21 protein-coding genes are annotated in these 20093 nt (G+C 67.0%); 15 read left to right on the forward strand and 6 right to left on the reverse strand.

All coding sequences use genetic code 11. The annotated features are described in order from the left end of the window. Window positions 1-54 precede the first annotated feature (54 nt). From ACH2CY_RS15260 to ACH2CY_RS15275, 4 genes are all read right to left on the reverse strand, one after another. Window positions 55-498: a hypothetical protein gene (locus ACH2CY_RS15260; protein ID WP_395020152.1), complete on the reverse strand. Its 444-nt coding sequence runs from the start codon at window positions 496-498 to the stop codon at window positions 55-57. A 94-nt stretch (window positions 499-592) separates the two neighbouring features. After that, window positions 593-1426 (reverse strand): hypothetical protein, encoded by an 834-nt coding sequence (locus tag ACH2CY_RS15265; RefSeq protein ID WP_395020153.1) that lies wholly within the window; start codon window positions 1424-1426, stop codon window positions 593-595. Then, window positions 1427-1894: a CinA family protein gene (locus tag ACH2CY_RS15270; RefSeq protein ID WP_395020154.1), complete on the reverse strand. Its 468-nt coding sequence runs from the start codon at window positions 1892-1894 to the stop codon at window positions 1427-1429. Continuing rightward, window positions 1895-3067 carry a bifunctional 2-C-methyl-D-erythritol 4-phosphate cytidylyltransferase/2-C-methyl-D-erythritol 2,4-cyclodiphosphate synthase gene (locus tag ACH2CY_RS15275; protein WP_395020155.1) on the reverse strand — a complete coding sequence of 391 codons (1173 nt, stop codon included), beginning with the start codon at window positions 3065-3067 and terminating at the stop codon, window positions 1895-1897. Between the two features lie 96 nt (window positions 3068-3163). On the opposite strand from ACH2CY_RS15275, the gene ccsA reads away from it, so the two are divergent. The 15 genes from ccsA to ACH2CY_RS15350 all read left to right on the forward strand — a co-directional run bounded on the left by ccsA (window position 3164) and on the right by ACH2CY_RS15350 (window position 17843). Next, window positions 3164-3967: a cytochrome c biogenesis protein CcsA gene (gene ccsA / locus ACH2CY_RS15280; RefSeq protein ID WP_395020156.1), complete on the forward strand. Its 804-nt coding sequence runs from the start codon at window positions 3164-3166 to the stop codon at window positions 3965-3967. Window positions 3968-4102: 135 nt separating this feature from the next. After that, complete coding sequence (dusB, locus tag ACH2CY_RS15285; protein WP_395020157.1) at window positions 4103-5089, forward strand: tRNA dihydrouridine synthase DusB; 987 nt, start codon at window positions 4103-4105, stop codon at window positions 5087-5089. Further along, window positions 5090-6277, forward strand: coding sequence for a nitrogen regulation protein NR(II) (locus ACH2CY_RS15290; protein ID WP_395020158.1), 1188 nt, complete (start codon window positions 5090-5092; stop codon window positions 6275-6277). A gap of 4 nt (window positions 6278-6281) precedes the next feature. Further along, window positions 6282-7742, forward strand: a complete 1461-nt coding sequence (gene ntrC / locus ACH2CY_RS15295) for a nitrogen regulation protein NR(I) (RefSeq protein WP_395020159.1) — start codon at window positions 6282-6284, stop codon at window positions 7740-7742. Between the two features lie 13 nt (window positions 7743-7755). Then, entirely contained in the window at window positions 7756-10065 is a 2310-nt protein-coding gene (locus ACH2CY_RS15300; RefSeq protein WP_395020160.1) for an ATP-binding protein, read from the forward strand. 15 nt (window positions 10066-10080) lie between these two features. Continuing rightward, on the forward strand, window positions 10081-11487 hold the full coding sequence (locus tag ACH2CY_RS15305) for a sigma-54-dependent transcriptional regulator (RefSeq protein WP_395020161.1): 1407 nt from the start codon (window positions 10081-10083) through the stop codon (window positions 11485-11487). A 30-nt stretch (window positions 11488-11517) separates the two neighbouring features. Beyond that, window positions 11518-12381, forward strand: coding sequence for a D-amino-acid transaminase (locus ACH2CY_RS15310; RefSeq protein WP_395020162.1), 864 nt, complete (start codon window positions 11518-11520; stop codon window positions 12379-12381). Further along, entirely contained in the window at window positions 12378-13076 is a 699-nt protein-coding gene (locus ACH2CY_RS15315; RefSeq protein ID WP_395020163.1) for an HAD family hydrolase, read from the forward strand. Before ACH2CY_RS15310 ends, ACH2CY_RS15315 begins: the two co-directional genes overlap by 4 nt. 107 nt (window positions 13077-13183) lie before the next feature. Continuing rightward, the gene (locus tag ACH2CY_RS15320) at window positions 13184-13312 is read left to right on the forward strand and encodes a hypothetical protein (protein ID WP_395020164.1); all 129 of its coding nucleotides are present in this window, start codon (window positions 13184-13186) and stop codon (window positions 13310-13312) included. A 260-nt stretch (window positions 13313-13572) separates the two neighbouring features. Next, window positions 13573-13803, forward strand: a complete 231-nt coding sequence (locus ACH2CY_RS15325) for a hypothetical protein (protein WP_395020165.1) — start codon at window positions 13573-13575, stop codon at window positions 13801-13803. A 368-nt stretch (window positions 13804-14171) separates the two neighbouring features. Next, a complete protein-coding gene (gene hfq / locus ACH2CY_RS15330) occupies window positions 14172-14423 on the forward strand; it encodes an RNA chaperone Hfq (protein WP_028097099.1) in 252 nt (83 codons plus the stop codon). Between the two features lie 85 nt (window positions 14424-14508). Continuing rightward, on the forward strand, window positions 14509-15858 hold the full coding sequence (gene hflX, locus ACH2CY_RS15335; protein WP_395020269.1) for a GTPase HflX: 1350 nt from the start codon (window positions 14509-14511) through the stop codon (window positions 15856-15858). Further along, window positions 15851-16108, forward strand: coding sequence for a hypothetical protein (locus ACH2CY_RS15340; RefSeq protein ID WP_395020166.1), 258 nt, complete (start codon window positions 15851-15853; stop codon window positions 16106-16108). The genes hflX and ACH2CY_RS15340 overlap by 8 nt, the downstream gene beginning before the upstream one ends. After that, complete coding sequence (locus tag ACH2CY_RS15345) at window positions 16105-16932, forward strand: inositol monophosphatase family protein (RefSeq protein ID WP_395020167.1); 828 nt, start codon at window positions 16105-16107, stop codon at window positions 16930-16932. Before ACH2CY_RS15340 ends, ACH2CY_RS15345 begins: the two co-directional genes overlap by 4 nt. 44 nt (window positions 16933-16976) lie before the next feature. Then, window positions 16977-17843, forward strand: coding sequence for an NAD(P)-dependent oxidoreductase (locus ACH2CY_RS15350; protein WP_395020168.1), 867 nt, complete (start codon window positions 16977-16979; stop codon window positions 17841-17843). Here ACH2CY_RS15350 and ACH2CY_RS15355 read toward each other — a convergent pair. Together ACH2CY_RS15355 and mazG are read right to left on the reverse strand one after the other, a co-directional pair. After that, the gene (locus ACH2CY_RS15355; RefSeq protein WP_395020169.1) at window positions 17840-19126 is read right to left on the reverse strand and encodes a sugar-transfer associated ATP-grasp domain-containing protein; all 1287 of its coding nucleotides are present in this window, start codon (window positions 19124-19126) and stop codon (window positions 17840-17842) included. The two genes, ACH2CY_RS15350 and ACH2CY_RS15355, sit on opposite strands and share 4 nt — an antisense overlap. A gap of 52 nt (window positions 19127-19178) precedes the next feature. Then, window positions 19179-20057, reverse strand: coding sequence for a nucleoside triphosphate pyrophosphohydrolase (gene mazG / locus ACH2CY_RS15360; protein ID WP_395020170.1), 879 nt, complete (start codon window positions 20055-20057; stop codon window positions 19179-19181). Window positions 20058-20093 lie beyond the last annotated feature (36 nt).

Here is a 20093-nt window from a genome sequence, read left to right on the forward strand (position 1 = left end):
GAGAGAGCGCTCCAGCGGCGGCCGGACCGGGCCGCCGCTTCGGCAGCGTCGCCGTTACTTCGTCACCGTGAAGGCCAAATGCATGCCGGCGTCGAAATGACCCGGCTGGTTGCAAAACACGACATAGCGCCCTGGCTTCAGGTCCATGGTGAGCGAACCGGACTTGCCGGGATCGAGATCGCTGCTGAGCTCCTCGACGCCTTTCAGCTTGTCCTCATCCACCTTGGCCGGGTTGTCGGGATCCTTCGGAAACTTGTCGAAGGCGAGGTCGGTCTTCCAGATCAGGAACTCGTGCACCATGCTGGTCGACGAATTCTTCACCTCGAAGGCGACCTTGCCGGCCTTCGCATGGTCGGTGCTGAGGGTCATGCCCTGGCTGCCGTCCGCCTTGTTCCAGAGCTCGACCTTGACCGGCGCGGTCGCCGCCGCGGCCCCTGTCGCGGAGGCGACGACCGTCGTTGCCGCCAGCAGGATGCCGGCGGCTGAATGCCTCTTCATGACTCGAATCCTTTCCCAGTTGCTCTGCGGCGTCCTGTTCACTGCCGCGGTGCCGTGATCATGAGCGCCCTTCACTGACGCCGTGCTGACCGCGTCAGGAAAATGCTGCGCGCGCGACCGGCAACGCTGCGTAGATGATTCCCTCGAGCCGCTGGTCGGGATCCGGCTCGACCTCGATCTCGGCATGGGCGGTGGCGACCGCGGCGATCACCGCGTCGAGCGCGTCGCCGCCGCTGTTGTCCAGCAACATCCGCTGAATGCGGCGCTCCGGCCGATCGATCAAGCCGGCATCGACCAGGCGTTGCAGGATCGCCGTGCGCTCGAGCCGATGCGCGCCGCTCCGGCCCTTATAGGCGGGATAGAAGCCGATCGCTTTCAGGCTGCTGGCCGGGCAGGCCTCGATCAAGATCGGGTGAGGCTTGGCGGGCAGCGGCTGATAGGGGCGAATGACGGCGGCGCCGGAGGCCAGCAGCGGGCCGAGCAGATGGGCAATCCCCCACCAGGTCTGGCGATAGATGCGCAGGTTGTAGGAGTTGAACGGCGTCTTGGCCGCACGGTCGGTGGCGCGGCGGATCTCCCGCCCGTCGGCACGGCGCAACGCCCAATCTCGAAATGAATCGGGATCGGGAAAGCGCGCGGCAAAGCCCGCAGCGAAGCTTTCCCAGCGCGGCGTGTCGATCACCGACTTCGGCAGTGTGAACGGAAAGTCGAAGCCGGCAATCGTGTCCGGCTGGCTGACGACATGCCGCGCCAGCGCCGCGATCGCAATGGCCGGCGCCGTGCCGCTGTCCGGGAGATCGGCGGCGGGAAAGAGATCGAGCAGCGTCAGCCGGTTGCCGCGGCCGCGCTTGCATTCCGCGATCCAGATCTTCCGCCCGGCATCGCTGGCGCCGCTGAAATCGACGCCAAGGACCCGTTTGGGCTTCATCTACACCGTGGCGGAATAGAGATGGATGAGGGCGCGGGTGACGGTCTGTGCGCGGACAGAGTCGCGGTCGCCGTCGAACAGGCAGCGTTCGACCTGATGCCAGCCGTCCTTGCGCCAGAGGCCGATATAGACCAGGCCGACCGGCTTCTCGGCCGAGCCGCCGCCCGGCCCGGCGATGCCGGTGACGGAGATGGCGACATCGGCTTGCGAGCGGTGCAGCGCGCCCTTGGCCATCGCTTCGGCAACCTCGCCGCTGACCGCGCCATGGGCCTCGAGCAGGCTCGCGGAGACGCCGAGTTGCTCGCGCTTGGCCTCGTTGGAATAGGTGACCCAGCCGCGGTCATAGACATCGGACGAGCCGGCGACCGCGGTCAAAGTGCCCGCGACCAGGCCGCCGGTGCAGCTCTCGGCGGTGGCGATCTTCAGCTTGAGATCGCGATAGCGCTGCAGGAGGGCCGCTACGTCCATTCAGGAGAGCGGGAGAGCCACGGTGGCCATCGCCTGGGCGGCGATGCCTTCGCCGCGGCCGGTGAAGCCGAGCTTCTCGGTGGTGGTCGCCTTCACGCTGATGCGATGTGCATCGATGCCCATGATCTCGGCCAGCCTTGCGATCATCGCCTCGCGGTGCGGGCCGACCTTCGGCTTCTCGCAGATGATGGTGATGTCGCAATGGGTGACGTGGCCGCCCTGCTTGGCGACCAGCTTCATCGCAAGGTCGAGGAACTTCCAGGACGGGGCGCCCCGCCATTGCGGGTCGGAGGGCGGGAAATGCGCGCCGATATCCTGCGCAGCAATCGCGCCGAGGATCGCATCGGTCAGCGCGTGCATCGCGACGTCGGCGTCGGAATGGCCTTCGAGCTTCTGGTTGTGCGGAATGAGGATGCCGCACATCCAGACGCCGTCGCCATCGACCAGCCGGTGCACGTCATAGCCGCTGCCGGTGCGGTATTCCAACGGCACCACCGCACGCTGTTCCGCCATCATACGCTCGGCCCGCTCGAAATCGGCTCGGGTGGTCACTTTGAAATTGTTCACGATTCCCGGCACCAGCACCACCTTGATTCCCGCGGCCTCGGCCACCGCGGCGTCGTCGGTCATTTCCGGCCCGGTCGCCGCCTGGCGATGCGCCGCCAGGATCGACTGGAAGCGGAAGCCCTGCGGGGTCTGCGCCCGCCAAAGCCCGGTGCGATCGACCGTCTCGCCGCTGAACTTGCCGTCGGCGCGCTTCAGGGTATCCACCACCTGGACGGCGACCAGGGCGCCGTCGTGATCCTGCAGCGCATCAATCGTACGATCGATGGTCGGCGCGTCGACGAAGGGCCGTGCCGCATCATGGATCAACACCAGGTCGGGCGGGCTGCCGGTCAGGCTCTCGAGGCCATTTCGCACCGAGGCCTGGCGCGTCGCGCCGCCGAGTGCCGGAGCGAGCAGCGGCAAACCGGTCGCCGCCGAATCATAGAGCTCGCGGTAGGTGTCGTTGATCACGACCTTGACGCCGCCGATCCGGGGATGCGCGGCGAAGGTCTCCAGGCAATGGCGCAGCAGGGGCTTTCCCGCCAATGGCAGGAACTGTTTCGGCAATTCGCCGCCCATGCGCAGTCCGCTGCCCGCGGCCACGACCAAAGCTACAACATTCGTCATTCGGGGTCCTCAATGGGGGCGCAACCTAGTCAGGATGCGGCGATTTGCCAAGCTGGGCCGTTTGCCAAGGCGGGGTCCGGCAACCATAATAGTCAGATGCACACGACTCTCATCTCCCAGCTGGCCGCCCTGGTGGCCTTGTTGCCCCTGACCGCCGCGGCCCTGGCGGCGCGGCTGGGACGCAATCTGCTGCTGTGGCTGCTGCTGGCCGCGGCCATCGCCGGTCCGGTCGCCCTGGTGGTCTCGCAGATCAGCGCCGGCTGGCAGCCGGGACTGTCCGCCAATCTCTGGGCCAGCATCGCGGCGACCTTGCTCGCCTTCGGCGCGCTCTGCCTGGTCCGGCCGGGCGCCTATCGCCTGGGCGCGCTGCTGCTGCCTTACCTGGCCCTGAGCGCGATCCTGGCGATCGCCTTTTCCAGCGCGCCCAATGCCGAAGGTCCGGTGGTGCTGACCGGCACCTGGTTCTCGCTGCATGTGGCGCTGGCGGTTGCGAGCTATGCGACCCTGACTCTGGCGGCGATCGCCGGAACGGCGGTCCTGCTGCAGGAGCGCGCCTTGAAGCGCCGCGCCCATCTCGGTTGGACCGGCCAGACCCTGCCGCCCCTGGCCGAGGCCGAGGGGATGCAGATCCGGCTGCTGACCTGGTCGGCCGGGCTGATGGCGGCGGCCTTGGCGACCGGCGCGGCCAACGAGGTCATTGAAACCGGGCACGTCCTGGCGCTCACCCATAAGATCCTGCTGGCTTTCCTGGCCTTCGGCCTGATCGTCGCCCTGTTGCTCCTGCACCACCGCACCGGCCTCAGGGGCCGCCATGCCGCGCGCTGGCTGCTGGTCGGCTACCTCTTGTTATTGCTGGCTTATCCGGGCGTGAAGTTCGTCAAGGACGTGTTGATGGGCTGACCGCAGCCGACCCGGGGCCTCATTCCTTGGGCGGAGCTTTGCAGCGCAGCAGACAAGTATAAAACTGTTGCTTCCGCGCCATAATTCCGGTGTTATCGCCTGGATTTTGTGCAACGCCGCAAGTGTGCTTAGAGAATGAGCATCCAAATCGGTCCAGTCACACTGAGCGACCCGGTCATCCTGGCGCCCATGTCCGGCGTCACGGACATGCCGTTCCGTCGACTCGTGAAGCGGGAGGGCGCCGGCCTGGTGGTCAGCGAGATGATCGCCAGCGAGGCGATGATCCGGCAAACCCGGCAGTCGATGAAGATGTCGACCAACTGCGCCGATGAGTTCCCGATGTCGGTCCAGCTCGCCGGCTGCGAGCCGCATGTGATGGCCGAGGCCGCCAAGCTCAACGAGGACCGGGGTGCCGCGATCATCGACATCAATTTCGGCTGTCCGGTGAAGAAGGTGGTGAACGGCGAGGCCGGCTCGGCGCTGATGCGCGACGAGGTCAAGGCCGCCAAGATCCTGGAGGCCACCGTGAAGGCGGTGAAGCTGCCGGTGACCCTGAAGATGCGGACCGGCTGGGACCACAGCAACCGCAATGCGCCGAGCCTCGCGAAGATCGCCGAGGATTGCGGCATCCAGATGCTGACCGTGCACGGCCGCACCCGCTGCCAGATGTATAACGGCTCGGCCGACTGGGCCTTCGTGCGCCAGGTGAAGGAGGCGGTGAAGCTGCCGGTCGTGGTGAACGGCGACATCGTCTCGCTGGAAGACGCGGCGAAGGCGAAAGAGGAATCCGGGGCCGACGGCGTGATGGTGGGGCGGGGCGCCTATGGACGGCCCTGGTTCCTGAAACAGGTCATGCAGTTCCTCAAGAACGGCGAGCGCCTGCCGGATCCCGCGCTCAGCCATCAGCTCGCGACCTTGCTCGAGCATTATCGCGCGATCCTGGAGCATTACGGCGTGCAGCATGGCGTGAAGATCGCGCGCAAGCATGTCGCCTGGTACTCGAAGGGCCTCTACGGCTCCAACGAGTTCCGCACCAAGATCAATTTCATGGACGATCCCAAGGCCGTGGAAGCTGAGATCCTTAGCTTCTACACACCGCAGATCGAGCGAGCCGCCGCCTAGATGACGAACCTTGCCGCCGCCCTCACGCGCCCTCAGCCGGATCAGACCTCGGAGCGGCGCAGGGCGACGGACCTCATGCCCTTCGCCTGGTCGGTCCTGCTTGACGCCGTGCCTTTCGCCTTGGTCGTGCTCGATCCCCAGAACCTGATCGTTGCCGCCAATCATGCCGCGGAACAGCTGCTCGGCGCCGGGCGCACCCTGCTTCATGGCAAGGCGCTCAGCGACTACATCGCCGGCGACAGCCCGCTGTTCACGCTGATCGCCGAAGCGCGGAACGGCAGCATCGCCGTGGCCGAGCCGGACTTGGCGCTGTCCGGGCCGAAGCTGCAGGCCGCGCATGTGGCCATCGACGCCGCACCCATCGCCGAGCAGCCGGGCCACGTGGTGCTGGTGGTGAAGGACCGCAGCATCGAGCGCCGCTTGAACCGCCAGAGCTTGAGCCGCGATGCCTCGCGCTCCGCCAAGGCGATGGCGGCGATGCTCGCCCATGAGGTGAAGAACCCGCTTTCCGGCATCCGCGGCGCCGCACAGCTGCTGGAGAAGCGCGTCGAGACCGACGGGCGGATCCTGACCCAGCTGATCTGCGACGAGACCGACCGCATCGTCGGCCTGGTCAACCGCATGGAGATGCTGAGCGACGAGCGGCCGGCGCCGATGTCGCCGGTCAACATCCACGAGGTGCTCAGTCACGTGCGCCGCCTGGCGCAGGCCGGTTTCGCCAGCCACGTCGGCTTCCGCGAGGACTACGATCCGTCCTTGCCGCCGGTCTGGGGCAACCGGGACCAGCTGGTCCAGGTCTTCCTCAACCTGGTGAAGAACGCGGCCGAGGCCTGTCCCGAGCATGGCGGCAACATCGTGCTGGCGACGCAGTTCGTGCCCGGCTTGCGGCTCGGCGATCGTTTCACCGGCGCGCGGCCGCGCCTGGCGCTGACCGTGCGGATCCAGGACAACGGCGCCGGCATTCCGTCGCATATCCGCGACGGGCTGTTCGACCCCTTCGTCACCGGCCGCGTCGGCGGGAAAGGGTTGGGGCTGGCGCTGGTCGCCAAGATCATCGCCGAGCATGACGGCGTCATCGAGTTCGAGAGCCAGCCGCGCCGCACCGTGTTCTCGATCTCCCTGCCACTCGCCGATGTCGAACCGATCCCCGAGCCGGAAGCGGCGGCAACCCCCGCAGTAAGGAGCTGAGCCGATGGCAGCCACCATCCTCGTCGCCGACGACGATCGCGCCATCCGCGTCGTGCTCTCCCAGGCTCTGGGCCAGCTCGGCCATAATGTGCGGGCGGCATCCGACGCCTCCACGCTCTGGCAATGGGTGCGCGAAGGCGAGGGCGACGTCGTCATCACCGATGTGGTGATGCCCGACGAGAACGCGCTCGACCTCATCCCGCGCATCCGCGAGCGGCGCCCGGACCTGCCGATCATCGTGATGAGCGCGCAGAACACCCTGGTGACCGCGATCCGCGCCACCGAGCGCGGCGCCTTCGAATATCTGCCGAAGCCCTTCGACCTCACCAATCTGGTCGGCGCGGTCGAGCGGGCGCTGGCGGAGACCAAGGAACCCGCGCGCCCTGAGCCCGAGGTCCCGGCGGTCGACCATCATGCCGGCGGGCCCGACGCGTTGCCGCTGATCGGCCGCTCGCCGGCGATGCAGGAGATCTACCGGGTGATCGCCAGGCTGGTGAACACCGACATGACGGTGCTGATCCACGGCGAATCCGGCACCGGCAAGGAGCTGGTGGCGCGCGCGCTGCACGATTTCGGCCGGCGTCGCGACAAGCCCTTCGTCGCCGTCAACATGGCGGCGATCCCGCGCGAGCTCATCGAAAGCGAGCTGTTCGGCCACGAGAAGGGCGCCTTCACCGGCGCGGTCAACCGCGGCATCGGCCGCTTCGAGCAGGCGGCCGGCGGCACCTTGTTCCTGGACGAAATCGGCGACATGCCGCTGGAGGCCCAGACCCGCCTGCTGCGCGTCCTGCAGTCGGGCGAGTTCTCGCCGGTCGGCGGCCGCCAGGCGATCCGCGCCGACGTGCGGATCGTCGCCGCGACCCATCGCGATCTCCGGCTGATGATCCAGCAGGGCGCCTTCCGCGAGGACCTGTTCTATCGCCTGAACGTGGTGCCGATCCGCCTGCCACCCCTGCGCCAGAGACCTGAGGACATCGCCGACCTGGCGCGGCATTTCCTCACCCTGGCGCAGCGCGACGGCCTGATGCCGAAGACCCTGGACCCGACCGCAATCGAGCGGCTGAAGGCCTATTCCTGGCCCGGCAACGTGCGCGAGCTCGAGAACCTGATCCGGCGCATGGCGGTGCTCTACAGCGAATCCGTGATCGACCGGCGAATCGTCAACGCGGCCCTGGCGGAGCAGGAGCCGTCGCCGGCCGCCCGCGCCAACGGCGGCGAGGAAACGCTCTCGCAATCGGTCGAGCGCCATCTCGACGGCTATTTCAAGGCCCACCCGCATGGCCTGCCGGCCAGCGGCCTCTATGACCGGATCCTGCGCGAGATTGAGCGGCCGCTGCTCGCTCTGTCCCTGCAGGCGACCCGCGGCAACCAGATCCGCGCGGCCGAGCTGCTCGGCCTGAACCGCAACACCTTGCGCAAGAAGCTGCGCGAGCTCGACCTGCAGCCGAGCCGGGGCGCGAAGTGATAGGGGCCGGGAGGTGAACTCCATCACGACCAACACGGGCGATCCGTCAGTCAAGCGCGGCGGCGCCTGGAGCTTCGTCCGCAGCATCTTCGAGCGGATCGCCGCCACCAGCCTGGAGCGGCGCCTGGCCGCCGTGCTGATGGCGGTGGGCGCCACCTGCAGCGTCGCGACGATCTACGTGCTGTTCCGCGGCGGCTGGTCTTCGCGCGAAGAGGCCGATCGCCTCATCACCTACCTGCTCACGACCGACATCGTGATCACGTTGGCGCTGGCCGGAATCGTGATCCGGCGCCTCGTCCTGCTGGTGCTCAGCCGACGACGCGGACAGACCGGATCGAAGCTTCACGCCCGCCTGGTCATTCTGTTCGCCCTGATCGCCGTCATCCCGACCGCGGTGGTTTCGATCTTTGCGGCTACCTTCCTCAATCATAGTCTCGACGCTTGGTTCAGCACCCGCCTGCAGGACGCGGTTGAAGGCTCGACTCAAGTCACGCAGGCTTACGAGCAGGAGCAGGGTCGCCAGATTGCCACCGCCATCACCGGAATTATCAATGCCATGCGCGAATCGGGCATTGCCGTCGGCGACGACCAAACCCGGCTCAGCGAGTTTCTCGGCTACCAACGGGCGACCCGCAGCCTCACCGATGTCGCGCTGATCACCAGGCTCGGGCAGGTCATCGCCGATGGTCGCGGTTCCACCGAACCGCCGAAAGAGATCACATTCAGCGACGCGGTTCTCGACGATGCCGATCGCGGCAAACTCATGGTCACGAAGAACGACGACGGCTTCGTGGGCCTGATATCCTTGTCTGTGGGTCTTGAAAACAAGCTTTACCTCTACGTCCTTCGCACTCCCGATCCTAAGATCGTCAACGCGATCGAAAAGACCCGGGTTGCGGTCGATCTCTACCGCACGCTCGAAGACGCCCGGACCGGACTGCAGATCACCGTCGGCCTGATCCTGGCGGTTCTGGCCTTGCTGGTTCTGACCGCCGCGATCTGGGTTGCAATCGTCTACGCCACGCAGATGGTGAAGCCGATCTCCCGCTTGGCCTCGGCAGCGGAGCAGATCGGCAGCGGCGACTTGAGCGCACGGGTCAAGATCGGCATGGCTGAAGACGATCTCTCCGCCTTGAGCCGCACCTTCAACGTGATGGCGATCCAGCTGCAGAGCCAGCAGCACGCCCTGATCGCCGCCAACCGGCAGTCCGACGAGCGGCGCCGGTTCACCGAGCTGGTGCTGTCCGGCGTCTCTGCCGGCGTGATCAGCCTGGCCGACGACGGCACCATCGACCTGCCCAACCGCTCCGCCTCGGAGCTGCTCGGTGTCAACCTGGAGAACCTGATCGGCCAACCGCTCGGCGTGATCTCGCCGGACATGGCGGAGATCGTCGAGAAGGCGCGCAGCCGCAATTCCGGCACCGCCGACGGCCAGGTCCTGTTCAGCCACGGCACCATCAACCGCACCTTCCACGTCCGGGTCGTCTCCGAGGCGGAGGAAGAGGGGCGCAGCAAGCTGGTCGTCACCTTCGACGACGTCTCCGAGCTGCTCTCGGCGCAGCGCAAGGCCGCCTGGTCCGACATCGCCCGGCGCATCGCGCATGAGATCAAGAACCCGCTGACCCCGATCCAGCTTTCCGCCGAGCGGCTGAAGCGGAAGTATCTCCGCCAGATCACCGAGGATCCGGACACGTTCACCGCCTGCACCGACACCATCGTGCGGCAGGTCGGCGACATCGGCCGCATGGTCGACGAGTTTTCGGCGTTCGCGCGCATGCCGGCGCCGGCCCTGCGGCCGGAAGACGCCGCCGAGCTGGCCAAGCAGGCCGCCTTCCTGCAGCAGAACGCGCATCCGGGGATTCACTACGTCCTGGAGATTCCGGAAGGTCCGCTCGAGCTGGTCTGCGATGCCTCACAGTTCAACCGCGCGATCACCAATCTGATGAAGAACGCCGCGGAATCGATCAACGACCGGCTCGAGGAGCAGGCGGCGCGCGGCGATACCGACTTGACGCCGGGCGAGATCCATCTATGGATGAAGCCGAGCGACGATCGTCTCCTGATCGGCATCGACGACAACGGCCGCGGACTGCCCGAGCACAACCGCGACCGACTAACCGAACCTTATGTCACCACCCGCAGCAAAGGCACCGGCCTCGGCCTTGCGATCGTGAAGAAGATTCTGGAGGATCACGGCGGCACACTGTCGCTCAGCGACCGGGCAGGCGGCGGCGCCGCGGTCCTGGTGACGTTTCCGTTGGACGCAACCGCATTGAATATCGCAGACTCCGGCAAGGCGCACGCCGCCGCCGGATCGGCATAGAGTAAGTAGACGGGCATGGCGCAGGACATCCTGATCGTCGATGATGAAGCCGACATTCGGCATCTGATCGCCGGTATTCTGCAGGACGAAGGCTATCAGACCCGGGAGGCCGCCGAGAGCGATGCCGCCCTGGCGCAGCTGCGCCATCGCCGTCCGCATCTGCTGATCCTCGACATCTGGCTGCAGAACAGCACGCTGGACGGGATGGGTCTGTTGGAGATCCTGAAGCGCGATTATCCGGAGCTGCCGGTCATCATGATCAGCGGCCACGGCAATATCGAGACCGCGGTCAACGCCATCAAGAACGGCGCCTACGACTTCATCGAGAAGCCGTTCAAGGCCGACCGGCTGCTGGTGATCATCGAGCGCGCCCTCGAGGCCGCGCGGTTGCGGCGCGAGAACGACGAGCTGCGCGCCCGCTCCGGCACCGAGACCGAGCTGATCGGCGTTTCGCCGGTGGTGACGCAATTGCGGCAGGCGATCGAGCGGGTGGCGCCCACCGGAAGCCGGGTCCTGCTCTCCGGCCCGGCCGGCAGCGGCAAGGAAGTCGCGGCGCGGATGCTGCATCGCCGCTCCAAGCGGGCCAGCGGCCCCTTCGTGGTGGTGAACTGTGCCACCATGCATCCCGACCGGCTGGAGATCGAGCTGTTTGGCGTCGAGCGAACCGGCGACAGCGCCGACGCGCCGGGCAAGATCGGCTTCCTGGAGCAGGCCCATGGCGGGACCCTGCTGCTGGACGAAGTCGCCGACATGCCGCTGGAGACGCAAGGCAAGATCGTGCGGGCGCTGCAGGAGCAGACCTTCGAGCGGGTCGGCGGCAAGAGCCGGGTCGAGGTCGATGTCCGGGTGATCGCTTCGACCTCCAAGGATCTCCAGGCGGAGATGTCCGCCGGGCGGTTCCGCCAGGACCTGTTCTATCGCCTGAACGTGGTGCCGATGCGCCTTCCGGCGCTGCGCGAGCGGCGCGACGACATCGTGCCCTTGCTGGAATATTTCATGCGCCGCGCCGCCGACCAGACCGGCCTTCCGGTGCGCCGCCTCGGCGACGATGCGCTGGCCATTCTCCAAGCCTATGACTGGCCGGGCAATGTGCGGCAGCTCCGCAATGTCATCGACTGGCTGCTGATCATGCCGCCGGGCAGCCCGGACGATCCGATCCGCGGCGACATGCTGCCGCCGGATATCGGCGCGGTCTCGCTTTCGCCGGTCGCGATGAACGACGGCAGCGAGGTCATGTCGCTGCCGCTCCGCGAGGCGCGCGAGATCTTCGAGCGCCGCTACCTCGAATCCCAGGTGACACGCTTCGGCGGCAACATCTCGCGCACCGCCAATTTCATCGGCATGGAGCGCTCGGCGCTGCACCGCAAGCTGCGCTCGCTCGGCATCACCACCTCCGACAAAGGCGAGCGGCCGGAAGGCTGATCGCCATCTCTCTCAGGATCAGCCCCCATCATGTCCCGGATCGCTTACGTCAACGGCAAGTATCAGCCGCACCGCACCGCCGCCGTCCATATCGAGGACCGCGGCTACCAGTTCGCCGACGGCGTCTATGAAGTGGTGCCGGTCCAGAACGGCAAGCTGATCGACGAGGAGCTGCATCTCGATCGCCTGGAATTCTCGCTGGGCGAGCTGGAGATCGCTGCACCCATGGACCGGCGCGCGCTGAAGCTGGTGCTGCGCGAAGTGCTGCGGCGCAACGGCGTCGCGCGCGGCATCCTTTACATGCAGGTGACCCGGGGCGTGGCACCCCGCAACCACGCCTTCCCGGTGATGGCGCGGCCCGCACTGGTGATCACCTGCAAGCGGCTGAAACCCGTGCCGGCGAAATACCTGGAGGAGGGTGTCGGCGTCATCACGCTCCCCGATCTCCGCTGGAAGCGCTGCGACATCAAGACCATCGGCCTGCTCGCCAACGTGCTCGGCAAGCAGCGCGCATCGGAGGAGGGGGCCTACGAGGCTTGGCAGATCGATCCCGAGGGCAATGTCACCGAGGGTACCTCGACCAATGCCTGGATCGTGACCAAGGACCGCAAGATCGTGACCCGCCCGCTCGGCCACGAGATCCTGCCCGGCGTCACGCGCCGCGCGCTTCTCGCGCTTTTGGAGGCGACGGATTTCACGCTCGACGAGCGGAGCTTCAGCCTGGACGAGGCGCTGGCAGCTTCCGAAGCCTTCCTCACCAGCAGCAGCGTCTTCCTGCTGCCGATCACCCGCATCGACGGCAAGAAGGTCGGCAACGGCAAGCCCGGTGACCTCTCGAAGAAGCTCCGCCAGCTCTATCTCGACCATGCGGAGCGCCAGGCCAGCGCCGCATGAGCGATCTCTTGAGTCCCGAGCGCGGCAAGACCGTGCCGATGCGACCCGCCGCAATCCTGTTCGACTGGGACAACACGCTGGTCGATAGCTGGGCGGTGATCCATGCGGCGCTCAATGAATGCTTCACCGCGATGGAACGCCCGCTCTGGACCCGGGAGGAGACCGAGGCGAAGGTGCGCGGCTCCCTGCGCGATACCTTCCCGGAGATGTTCGGCAACCGCTGGCAGGATGCCGAGCGGGCCTTCTATGACGCCTTCGGCCGGATCCATCTGACGCAGCTGACGCCGCTGCCCGGCGCCGCCGATCTGCTACGTGAACTCAGCGGTTCCGGCGTCTATCTCGGCGTGGTCAGCAACAAGCGCGGGCAGTTCCTGCGCCTGGAAGCCGAGCATCTCGGCTGGCAGGGCCACTTCAAGCGCCTCGCCGGCGCCGGCGACAGCGCCCGCGACAAGCCGCACCGGGACCATATCGATCACGCCCTCGGCCTCGGCACCGCCAGCCCAGGCCCGATCGCCGGGCAGGACGTCTGGCTGGTCGGCGATGCCGATGTGGACATGCTCTGCGCCAAGAATGCCGGCTGCCAGGCTGTGCTGGTCCGGCCGACGGCGCCTGCCGCCGGCGAGTTCAATGCAGCAGCGCCCGATCTCTATTTCCCGGACCTCAAATCCCTGGCCGCACATCTGCGCACTGCCTGACGGTGCAAGCCCACCGTCGCGCGGTTCGAACCAGCCGGCAGCGACCGGCGACGGATGATGGCACCCGCCGCATCCGCAGTCGGGTTATCGAAACCAAGGAAGATGCCATGGCCGATTCGAAGCAGCCGAAGCCGCAAACCAGCAAGCCCGAGAAGGGCGAGTTGTCCGAAGCCAGCCTGAAGAAGGTCACCGGCGGCGACATGCCGACCGCGGTCGAGCGCCGCGGCCGGCCGTAACGGCCGACATGACCCGGTCGCTCCAGGGTGACCGGTCATCTGCAAAAACGGCCGCCTGCAACCCGCAGGCGGCCGTTTCATTTCAGCCGCCTGTAGGCAAGCTTACGCAGCCTGCCCCGGTCCTGTGATCGCCATCACACGCCTTGCCTGAACGCCGGCCGCGACCATCGCGACAAGTCTCTTGTTCCCACAACCGGTGCGGAACGTCGCCAGCGGCAATCCCGCGGGCGGCTCGCGAACTCTCTGCAGACGGAGACGACATGACCGATACGAAGAAGCAGGAAATCGCGGCGAAGGCCGAAAAGCCCGCCGCGCAGACCGGCTCGGAACTGTCCGAGCAGGATCTCAGCCAGGCTTCGGGTGGCGCGCTCAACGCCTATAAGCCGGTCAGCATCACGGACGGGACCCATAGCGGCGGCGGCGGCGGCGGCGCCGGCCTGGTCGGCCATATCTGGGTCGACAAATCCGCGGCCGGCGACGGCAGCGTCTAAACAACATGCGCCGGTCGGTCTCCTGAAAACACTGGAGCGGCGCAGAGATGGCCGTCGCCTCGGAAGGGGCGGCGGCCATCGTCGTTTTGACCTGTCTCAAGTGCCGACGGCGGGCGCGCCGGAACACCGGGAATGCCGGTGTGTTGATCCGCGGGCGCCGTAGTCAGGTGGGCGTCGGCGCTGGAATAGTCCTCATTTGCCAAGCATTTGCAGCATATCCACCTTCCGATCCGGGCAGTTTGCACTGATCGGGAATTATGTTACTCGTCATTCCGGCGGTTAACCTCAGATACCAACCCCTGGCCGCCATCGCTGGGTTGTTCGGCCCCCAGAACCGGCAACCCCAAGAACAATGGACGGAGACAATAATGGCCAACGAGAAATCCCAAAGCGTCCAAGACGTCTTTCTGAATAACATCCGCAAGAACAAGATGCCGGTCACCATCTTCCTGGTGAACGGCGTGAAGCTCCAAGGCATCGTCACCTGGTTCGACAACTTCTCCGTGCTGCTCCGGCGCGACGCCCATTCGCAGCTGGTCTACAAGCACGCGATCTCGACCATCATGCCGGCGGGTCCGCTGCAGCTGTTCGAAGGTGCCAAGGAGGCGGAGGAGGCTTGACGCCTCCCCGTCCCACCTTCGCCCCCACCTTCGCCGCTGACGAGGGGCAGCAGTGACCGGCGCACCGCATTCTGATAACCGGCCGATGGTGGACGGCGACGGCGTGCGCCATCACGACCGCGCGCTGGTGTTGCATCCTTCGTTCAAGACCGGCCCGCGCGCCGTCTATTCCGGCGGCCGCTCGCCGGAGAGCCGGCTGGAGGAGGCCGCGGGGCTTGCCCGCGCGATCGACCTCAACGTCGTCGCGGCGGAGATCGTGCGCATCAACGAGCCGAAGCCAGCGACCTTGATCGGGTCAGGCGGCGTCGATCGCCTGGCCGCGTTGATCGCCGAGCAGGAGATCGCGGTCGTCGTCATGGACGGCGCGATCACGCCGATCCAGCAGCGCAACCTCGAACGCGCCTGGAAGTGCAAGGTGATCGACCGGACCGGCCTCATCCTGGAGATCTTCGGCGAACGCGCACGCACGAGGGAGGGCCAGCTGCAGGTCGAGCTTGCGGCCTTGACCTATCAGCGCAGCCGCCTGGTCCGGTCCTGGACCCATCTCGAACGGCAGCGCGGCGGCTTCGGCTTCCTCGGCGGTCCGGGCGAAAGCCAGCTCGAAATCGATCGCCGGTTGATCGACGAACGCATCATCCGCAACAAGCGCGACCTCGAGGATGTGAAGCGTACCCGCGGCCTGCACCGCAAGGCCCGCCGCCGCGTGCCTTACCCAGTGGTGGCGCTGGTCGGCTACACCAACGCCGGCAAGTCGACCCTCTTCAACCGGCTGTCCGGTTCCGGCGTGCTCGCCGCGGACCTGTTGTTCGCGACGCTCGACCCGACCATGCGCCGGATCACCTTGCCCGACGGGCGGGAGATCATCCTCTCCGACACCGTCGGCTTCATCTCCGACCTGCCGACCGAGCTGGTCGCGTCATTCCGCGCGACCTTGGAAGAGGTGCTGGAAGCCGACCTGCTGCTTCATGTCCGCGATGCCTCGCATCCCGAGACCGAGGGCCAGAAGGCCGATGTCGAAGCCGTGCTGCAAAGCCTCGGCGTCGGCGGCATCGAGGGCGAGCGGATGATCGAGGTGCTGAACAAGATCGACCGGATCGAGCCCGAGGAACGCGAGGCCTTGCTCGAACAGGCCAAGCGGCATCACCCGGTGGTCGCGATCTCCGCGATCAACGGCGAAGGTTGCGACCGGCTGATCGGCATGATCGAATCGCGGCTGCGCCATACCCAGTTCACGCTGACCTACCGGCTGCCGCACCAGCAAGGCGCCGCCGGGGCCTGGCTCTACGAGCATGGCGAGGTGCAGGAGCGGCGGGACGAATCCGACTATTATGAACTGACCGTGCGCCTCACGCCGGCGGACAGCGAGCGGTTCGAGCGCCGCTACGGCGTGGCGCCGGAGCAGGAGAACGAGGAGGCGAAGCGAGACCATGGCTGAAATCGCGGTTCCGACGCGCGAGGAGATCGTCGCCTTGCTGCAGGCGGTGCTGGACGGCAACACCAGCCGCACGGCGGCGGCCGAATGGGCGAGCGAAGTGCAGGAGGAGATCGAGGAACTCGACACCGACGCGGTCGATCCCGAGATGTGGCACCTGCTGCGGCTTTCGGCGAGCCTGGACGTCATGTCCGGCGAGAACTACCTCCACGACGAAGCGACCATCCGCGACTGGATCGAGGGCCGGGGATGAGCATCGCCGCCGTGACCGAGGTCCCGGATCCGAGCAAGGTCGCGACGCTGTTGCGCGACATCGCCCGGGTCGAAGTGCTGCCCCGCTTCCGGCAGCTGCAGAAACATGAAATCCGCGAGAAGAGCCCCGGCGATTTCGTGACCGTCGCCGACGAGGCGATGGAAGCCGCGCTGGCGCCGAAGCTGGCGGCATTGCTGCCGGGATCGCTGCTGGTCGGCGAGGAGGATTGCGCCCGCGATCCTTCGGTGATGCGGCGCCTGGCATCGGACCAGCCGGTCTGGGTCATCGACCCGGTGGACGGCACCGCCAATTTCGCCGAGGGCAAGGAAGAATTCTGCACCATGATGGCGCTGATCGAGCGCGACCGGGTGCTCGGCGGCTGGATCTACGACCCGGTGACCGACACCACGAGCTACGCGGTCAAAGGCAGCGGCGCCTGGAGCGCCGGCAAGCGCCTCGCGCCGCCGCCCGCGACCGATCGCTATCGCGGCATTCTGGCGGTCGGCTCCAAGGGTGATCGCGCGACCGCGCAGCGGGTGATGCAGCGCCGCGACCGCGTGCAGCAGGTGAAGAGCGTGCGCTGCGCCGGCCTCGAATACCTGCGTCTCGCGCGCGGCGAGGTCGATTTCCTGATGTTCAGCGGCGTGATGCCCTGGGACCACGCGCCGGGCGGCGCGGTGATCGAGGAGCTCGGCGGCCATATCGGCTATTTCAACAGCGACGGCTATCGCCCGAGCCAGGCGGAAGGCGCCACCGGCATCCTGGCCGCGCGCGATCGCGCGACCTGGGACGAGGTGCACCGCCGCATGCTCGCCGCGGAATAGAGCCAAGCATATTCAAGCCAAGCTTGTTCAAGAGTGAGGGGATAATGAAGGTTGCGTTTCTCGGCCTCGGTGTCATGGGCTTCCCGATGGCGGGCCATCTGAAGAAGGCCGGTCATGATGTGACGGTCTACAACCGCACCGGCGCCAAGTCCGCCAAATGGGTCGAGACCCACAAGGGCGGCTCCGCCGCGACCCCGCGCGAGGCCGCCAAAGGCCAGGAGATCGTCTTCGCCTGCGTCGGCAACGACGACGACTTGCGCAGCGTGGTGCTCGGCAGTGACGGTGCCTTCGCCGGCATGGCGAAGGGTGCGTTGTTCGTCGACCATACGACGGCATCCGCGGAAGTCGCGCGCGAACTGGCGGCGGCCGGCGCCAAACTCGGCATCGGCTTTGTCGATGCGCCGGTCTCCGGCGGCCAGGCGGGTGCCGAGAACGGCAAGCTCGGCGTGATGTGCGGCGGGAGTGAGCAGGATTTTGACCGCGCCAAGCCGGTGATCGACTCCTATGCCAAGGCCTGCGTGCTGCTGGGGCCGGTCGGCAGCGGCCAGCTCACCAAGATGGTCAACCAGATCTGCATCGCCGGCCTGGTCCAGGGCCTGGCGGAAGCCATGAATTTCGCGATGAAGGCCGGGCTCGACACCACCAAGGTGGTCGAGGTGATCTCCAAGGGCGCGGCGCAGTCCTGGCAGATGGAGAACCGCGCCCATACCATGGTCCAGGGCAAGTTCGACTTCGGCTTCGCGGTCGACTGGATGCGCAAGGACCTCGGCATCTGCCTCGCGGAAGCGCATCGCAACGGCGCGCGGCTGCCGGTGACCGCCCTGGTCGACCAGTTCTACGCCCAGGTGCAGCAGCGCGGCGGCAATCGCTGGGACACCTCGAGCCTGATGGATCTCGTCGCCCGACCCTAAGCCGAGCGTTTCTCCTCCGCCCATTTCCGCTCAAGCCTTTCCATATGGTGGCGGAGCAGGGCGCCGATGCGCATCTCGCCATAGGGTTGGCGGTAGATGCGTTGCGGATAATGCACGTCGGGATAGGAATTGCCCTCGAGCAGCAGCGGGCCTGAGGGCGTGATCGCGATGTCCCAGCCGACCAGGATCCGGTCGCGCGTCACCCGATGGGCGCGCTCCGCCAGCGCGGCCACGGCAGGCCAGCAGGGTACGACGCGGCCTTTGACGGCGACGCCGGTGACCGGATGCCGGTCATACCAGTCCGAAAGGCATTCCGGCTGATCGCCCGTGATGGCGGAGAGGCGCCCATCCTCCAGGTCGATGACCGAGGCATATTCGGCGATCGGCTTCTTCACCGGCCAGTCGGGCTCGAGCTTGGTCAGCACGCGCAAGTAAGCAAGGACCAGCTCCGGCTGCTGCCGCTCATCGAGGCAGGTCACGGCCCGGATGGTGATCAGGGACCGGCCGGCCAGGCCCTCGAGCTCCGGATGATTGTGGAGCCGCGGCAGGACCATCACGTTTCCGACGTCGAAGCGGCGGATCAGGTCGCTGACGATCTGGCCCAAGGTCAGATGCCGCCCGTCCTCCGCCTCGTAGCGGAAAGCGGAGATCCGGCGATAGAGCTGCACGCCGCGGGCGCCGCGGCCCACCCTCGGCTTGGCGAAGAGGTCCTGGTCGAGATCGAGCAGGTTGCCGCTCTGCCAGACGACGCGACCGTCCTCGATCAGCATCAGCGGCGCCGCATGGGGCAGGCTGGTGCGGGCGCACCAGGCGAGGAATTGGAGCTTGTCGCCGAGATTGATCCGGCGCTCGGCCGCCGGCGGCTGCAATCGGTGCAAATGGCGGAGCAGCTTGCCCTTCACCTCACGGCGCAGGAAATACTGGTCCACGGCATCGAGCGCGCCCGGCTTATAGAGCTCCTCGAGATAGTAGATCGACGGGTCGATGCCTTTGCCAAAGGCGAGGCGCAGCAGGACGGCGAACTGACGCGCGACCGAGATGCCGGTCTGCGCGCGGACCTGCGGCGCGAGGCGCGGGGCATACCAGGCGATGCGCAGGGCGTCGAGCAGGCGGATGCCGAGGATGCGCCGCAGCCGGTCCGGCCAGGGCAGCCGGCGCAAGGCGCGCGCTTCGAGCCGGCGCGCCAGCAGGCCGAGCGGCACGTCGCCAAGGTGATTGTCGATCGGTGACGAGAGCGGCGCCGGCGCGGCGACGCGATGCGAAGGCAGAGCCAGACCGTTCATTCCACTTCCAGGACCGAGGCGCGGCGCCCGGCCGGAAATGGCCGCGGCGGTGTCAGCGGGACGCGGGCTTGGCTTCCTCGGCCTTCACGCGCTGCCACAATGCCTCGAGCTGCTCCAGGGATGTTGGCATCGCGACCTGTCCCCCTCCTGACCCGCTTCCAGCGCCGGCCAGGGCCTCCATCCGCTTGAACCGGCGCTCGAATTTCTGGTTGGCGCGGCGCAGCGCGCCTTCCGGATCGACACCCAGATGCCGGGCGAGATTGGCGCAAGCAAACAGCAGATCGCCCAACTCTTCGTCAAGCCGCTCGGGGTTTCGGTCGCCCAATTCGGCCTTCAATTCAGCGATTTCCTCTTCGACCTTGTCGATGACGGGCGCCGCCTCGGGCCAGTCGAAACCGATCCGCGCCGCGCGCTTCTGCAGCTTCTCCGCGCGCGTGAGGGCAGGGAGGCCGGCGGCGACGCCGTCCAGAACGCTGACGGCGCGCCCGGCCGCCGCGGCTTCTGCCGCCCGTTCCTTGGCCTTCTGCACTTCCCAGGCGACGGTCTGCGCCGCGGCGGTCTCAATGCTGGCCGAACCGAAGACGTGGGGATGGCGCGCGATCATCTTGTCGTTGATCGCGGCGAGCACATCCTCCATCCGGAAATGCCCGGCCTCCGACGCCATCTGGGAATAGAACACGACCTGGAACAGCAGATCGCCGAGCTCGCCCGGCAACGCCTTCATGTCATCGCGCTCGATCACATCCGCGACCTCGTAGGCTTCCTCGATCGTATGCGGCACGATGGTGCGGAAGCTCTGCTCCAGATCCCAAGGGCAGCCGTCCTTGGGATCGCGCAGCCGCGCCATGATCGCCAGCAGCCGATCCAGCGCCCGGGCGGCGGCGCTGGGGGCGGCGGCGCTGGGGATGGCGGGTTCCAGGGGATTGTTCATCGGCGGACTCTCTGCGAGGGAATGCTCGCCGGTGAG

The sequence above is a fragment of the Dongia sp. genome, assembly GCF_041905885.1.
GTDB lineage: Bacteria > Pseudomonadota > Alphaproteobacteria > Dongiales > Dongiaceae > Dongia.